5 protein-coding genes are annotated in these 5,149 nt (G+C 39.6%); 4 read left to right on the forward strand and 1 reads right to left on the reverse strand.

Translation table 11 applies throughout. From position 1 onward, the window contains the following. Window positions 1-126 precede the first annotated feature (126 nt). The 3 genes from GNE10_RS31895 (at window position 127) to GNE10_RS31905 (ending at window position 2,951) form a co-directional block, all read left to right on the forward strand. Window positions 127-765, forward strand: a complete 639-nt coding sequence (locus tag GNE10_RS31895) for a 1-acyl-sn-glycerol-3-phosphate acyltransferase (protein WP_099071878.1) — start codon at window positions 127-129, stop codon at window positions 763-765. 273 nt (window positions 766-1,038) lie between these two features. Continuing rightward, window positions 1,039-2,076 carry an AI-2E family transporter gene (locus GNE10_RS31900; protein ID WP_185569975.1) on the forward strand — a complete coding sequence of 346 codons (1,038 nt, stop codon included), beginning with the start codon at window positions 1,039-1,041 and terminating at the stop codon, window positions 2,074-2,076. 578 nt (window positions 2,077-2,654) lie between these two features. Next, on the forward strand, window positions 2,655-2,951 hold the full coding sequence (locus GNE10_RS31905; RefSeq protein ID WP_099071880.1) for a DUF2288 domain-containing protein: 297 nt from the start codon (window positions 2,655-2,657) through the stop codon (window positions 2,949-2,951). Between the two features lie 10 nt (window positions 2,952-2,961). Here GNE10_RS31905 and cofG read toward each other — a convergent pair whose 3' ends face one another. Then, a complete protein-coding gene (gene cofG / locus GNE10_RS31910) occupies window positions 2,962-3,942 on the reverse strand; it encodes a 7,8-didemethyl-8-hydroxy-5-deazariboflavin synthase subunit CofG (RefSeq protein ID WP_185569977.1) in 981 nt (326 codons plus the stop codon). A 616-nt stretch (window positions 3,943-4,558) separates the two neighbouring features. Between cofG and GNE10_RS31915 the strand changes: the two genes are divergently transcribed. Then, window positions 4,559-4,987: a hypothetical protein gene (locus GNE10_RS31915; RefSeq protein WP_099071882.1), complete on the forward strand. Its 429-nt coding sequence runs from the start codon at window positions 4,559-4,561 to the stop codon at window positions 4,985-4,987. Window positions 4,988-5,149: the final 162 nt, after the last annotated feature.

The following is a 5,149-nucleotide window of genomic DNA, read 5'->3' on the forward strand; positions in this document are numbered from 1 at the left end:
CCCTTTCCCTTTCCCCTTTCCCCTTTCCCCTTTAACCGAACCATATTGCCTCATCCCCTTGAATGCGTTTGCCTTGGGCGTTGCGATCGCTTATGCTAAATGTCAGTCTAATTGGCATTACCTTCTGTGGACAAAAACCGCGAACCGTTTATTAGTCTGGCACTTTACCACGCCTTTAAATGGTCAGTCGTTAGCCCCATGCTTCACGCTTACTTTCGGGGTAACATTTATGGCGCGGAAAATGTACCTGAATCTGGGCCATTAGTGGTGGTGAGCAATCACGCTAGTTACTTTGACCCGCCAATTGTCTCTAATTGTGTACGCCGTCCAGTGGCGTACATGGCTAAGGAAGAATTATTTAAAATCCCTGTTTTGGCGCAAGCAATCAAGTTGTATGGTGCTTACCCAGTGAGTCGGGGAAGCGCCGATCGCAATGCTATCCGTGCAGCCTTAGAATACCTAAATAATGGTTGGGCTGTGGGTGTTTTTTTGCAAGGTACTCGCACCCCAGACGGTAAAATTACAGACCCAAAAAGAGGTGCGCTGCTGTTAGCGGCGAAAGCCAAAGCCCCAATATTACCAGTAAGTGTTTGGGGTACTGAGGCAATTTTAGAAAAAGGCTCGAAAATACCCCGCGCAGTTCCCGTAACGGTAAGAATTGGTAACTTAATTGCTGCTCCCAGTTCCAGCAATAAAGAAGAGTTAGAAGCTTTGGCACAAAAGTGTACCGTTGTAATTAATCAAATGCATGATTTAGGACGATGAGTTAGAAAAGTTGAAATATATACTTTAGGGGGTGGCGATCGCTATTACATTCTTTTAATCTAAAGTTCAATGGAACTCCAAGAAAATAAATAACAGCGCATAGTCGTTGACGGTTCACAGTCAACAGTCAACAGGCAACAGTTAACACTAGCAAAGAAATATTTTTTACTTGGAAGCCACCAGTTTGCCAATAGTTTTACTGAAAATTTCAGTAACACTTTTTCTTCAAGACTTGAATAATCCAAAATCTAAAATCTAAAATCCCAAATTAACATGAGCGGCTTTGATGCCAAAAATTTGTGGCAACGATTAAACAATCTGGCGTTAGTCCGCTTTTTACTCTTGGTTGCTTCTGGATGGGCAATTGTACAACTTTTAGCTTACTTTGAAGCAGTCATCGTTATTTTTACATTCGCTGCTATTTTGGCTTTTTTGCTCAGCTATCCTGTGGAATGGCTGCGGCGTTTTTTGCCCCACGGTGTAGCAGTTGGTGTGGTTTTTTTGCTGAGTATTGTAATTATTGGCGGTGTGATAATAACCGTCGGTTTAACAATCTTATCTCAAGGACAACAATTAATTGATAGTATCACTGGATTTTTAAATTCTTTATTACCCTTATTAGACAAATTAGAAGACTTTTTACGCAGTCGCAATTTAAATATAGATTTAAGTTTTGTTCAAGAACAATTACGCAATCAAGCTATATCAGGTATAGTTACTAGTTTAACTATATTACAAGGATTTTTGACCAATTTTGTCACTTTTATATTAATTGCAGTCGTAGCTTTTTTTATGTTGTTAGATGGCGAAAAGCTATGGAATTTTATATTAAAAATAGTCCCAAAACACCGCCGCGATAGATTTACTAGAGTTATTAGACGCGCCTTTCTGGGATTTTTTAGAGGACAATTTTTATTAAGTTTATTTCTTACAAGTGCGACTTTCTTAGTTTTCTTAATATTACAAGTACCTTTTGCTTTATTATTATCAGTAATTGTGGGGATTATTGATATTATTCCTGGCATAGGTGCAACATTAGCAATCAGTATTGTAACTTTATTTGTATTGTCTCAAGGTTTTTGGTTAGCAGTAAAAGTATTAGTAAGTTGTATTGTTCTTCAACAGATACAAGACAATTTGATTGCACCAAGAATTATGCAAGGTGCGCTAAATTTGAATCCTGTAGTAGTATTTTTTGCTTTGTTAGTAGGCGCTAGAGTAGCAGGATTATTGGGTGTTTTTATCGCTATTCCCATAGCAGGAGTAATTGTGTCTTTGTTTGAGATTGAGGAAATGAAATCTGAGGTTTAATTAGGAGTTAGGAGTTGGGAGTTGGGAGTTAGGAGTTGGGAGTTAGGAGTTAGGAGTTAGGAGTTAGGAGTTGGGAGTTAGGAGTTGGGAGTTAGGAGTTAGGAGTTAGGAGTTAGGAGTTAGGAGTTGGGAGTTAGGAAATAATACAGCGTTTTTTAGGTAAATGAATTACATGGGTAGGGGCGAACGGCTGTTCGCCCTAAGACGATGTTTGAAAAGTCATGATTGATGTATCAAATATTTTTTACCCCACCCTAACCCCCGCCTTATAAGGAGAGGGAATTAGATTTTCCCCTTTCCCCCCTGTTACCAAGTAGGGATTAAGGGAGGTAATTAAAATCACAGCTAAGCACTTTTCAAAGAAACTCTTATAAGAGTCTGTATCTTATAAACCAATACGGTTCAGTTAAGGCTAAAACTCTTGGTCAAATTCAATTTTTTTAACGAACCGCCAAGGACGCAAAGGACGCAAAGAGAAGAAAGAAAGGCTTAACTGAACTGTATTGTCTTATAAACTCCGAATCTGCTGTGACTAATGTATGTAAAATAGTCTATTAGGGAATAGAAACTAAAAAAGTATGTCGGATTTGAGAGCAGAATTAACAGAAACCTTGGACGAAGCAGAGTGGGAATGGTTGATTCCTCATGTGCAGCGAGATGCAGTAATTTTGGTAGCGCTTGAGTTAAACTTAGTGGATGTTGGGGTAGCGATCGCAAATGATAATACTCCATCAGTAGAACAATGGATTAATGAAAAATTGATTACCAAACCCACTACAGCACAGTTGGGAGAATGGAATACTAATGTCACCAAGCGATTCAATACTCTCATCGTCCAGCCTTATGTTTTAGTCCAAGAAATCATTGCAGCTTAACGAAAAATTTTCAAACTTGCGATGGGGATTTAAAAGTACTTCGCCACCATTTCACTGATGTTTGTAATTCTTGGGATAACCATCCATCAAATTTTGGATAAACTGGTAAACGCTCAATCAATTCCCATCCCGCAGGTTGTAAGATTTTTCTCAAAACCTGCTTTTGAAGATGAGGATAATCAGGATTAACTTCATCTTTTGGGCTAATTCCCCCCAAGTCTCGCGCACCAGCTTCTACACAAGCAAGTAACCATTGGTCATCTTTAATTAAATTTGGTGGAATTTGAATTGTAATATCATCTGGTAAAATTTCACGTGCTTTAGCGATGACTTCTGGTAATTGATGGGGGTTGAAAGGCGGTGCATTAAAACTCTGTTGAAGTCCAGGACTATGAGGCTGTAAAATTACTTCTTGGATGTGATGGTAGCGCTGATGCAATTCAGATATTGCGGCTAATGTTTCCCACCAATCATTAACAGTTTCTCCAATTCCTAAAAGTAATCCTGTTGTAAAAGGAATCTGCAACTCTCCCGCCCATTGTAATTGTTGCAGTCTGACTTGTGGTAATTTACTCGGTGCATGTCGATGCACGGTATTTAATAATGTTGGGGTTAATTGTTCCAACATCAGCCCCATTGAAACATTTACACCCTTGAGCATTTCCATCTCTGCAAAACTCAATGGCCCTGCATTGGTGTGTGGTAGAAACCCCCTTGAAAGTGCTAATTCACATAAATCATAAATCCTTTGAAACCATGCTTGACGCTTTGGTGAATGGGGATGCACTTCACCGCTTAAAATCAGAATTTCACAAACTTTTTCACTTTCGAGTGATTTGAAAATACTTTCTGCATCAAAAATATTCATCCAAGGACTTTTACCTGGTTCAGTGCGAAAGTTACAGTAACTACAGCGATTAAAGCACTCGTAAGTAGGAACAATGGTATAAGCGGGGCTATAGGTAACAATGCGAGAATTATTAATTGTCATCAAGAGTAATATTTAACAACTAAAAAATTTGGAAACCCACGCAGGTGGCGAGAGTTTGTGTAGACGCACTTTCTAACCGCCCGTTTCGCGTTATGGCGATTTTTAATTGAATGGAATACACATTTTCAAACCGAATCATTGTAAGGACGCAAGGCTTTGTGCCCCTGGTACTCTACCAACCCAAAAATGCGCTTGTGAGGGCTGGGGAAAGGGGAAGAGGTAAAGGATTTAAAACCTTTCCCCTTTTCCCTTTACCCCGCTAAGTCACGAAAGCGAACTACTAGTGCGTGGTGTATTTATCTAAAATGCTGTAAGTTGACACCAACGGAGGCGTCGCCGTCAACACTCAACACGAAATCCATTCTTTTTTAGAAGCAGGATGAACTTAACTACTTTTAAGAAAATTTTAAGTATAATTGCTTAATAAGTGTCATTTAGTTTCAACAACAAGGAATTTTTCGCATTCGTTAATTGGAATATTGTTAGAAAAACTTGATTTAAAGTTGCGAAAATTTAAAGGTCTTGATAAGCTGAAACACCAATAGTATAAGCATTCTGGCGGTTTTCTTATCATTACATTTCCCCAGACGCCGACGCAATATAGGAGTGGTTTTTAGTGAACGCATCTGAACAAGCAATTAACCTAGAACTCGCCAGCAAAATTGCTACGGTAGTTAATTTGTTCAAATTCGAGTTTCCTGATGCCAAATCTGACCTCAAACCCTGGAAGAATGACCCCCAAACCAGGGAGTTAGTCGATCCGGATTCTATAGATATTGGCTTTCACTTTCCTGGTATTAGCAAATCTTGGCGAAGTCGCAGCGTATTAATCCAAATTCGATTTTATCAAGATCCCATCAACAATTCACGGCGAGCGATCGGTGTAGAGGTGGCTGGCTTCGATCATCGTGGTGAAGCGTGGCGACTTTCCACAGTAGAAAACTGGAGTGTTGTCGGCGCATCTTCGCCTTCTGGTGAAATTGAGGATAAACTCAAACACATTTGTCGCCAAATTATAGAAATATTTAATAAGCCTAGTGATTAAAAATTCCTAGTTAAGTAGATAGTCATGATTAAGCTGAAAAACCCCACCCCGCCAAAGCTACGCTTTGTCTCCCCTCCCCGCAGGCCTACGGTGTACACACAAGTCTTGAAATTACACCTCACACTTGGTTTCGTCGTCTATCCCTAAGCTGTTGGATCGCTC

The organism is Nostoc sp. 2RC (assembly GCF_014222165.1).
Lineage (GTDB): Bacteria > Cyanobacteriota > Cyanobacteriia > Cyanobacteriales > Nostocaceae > Nostoc > Nostoc linckia.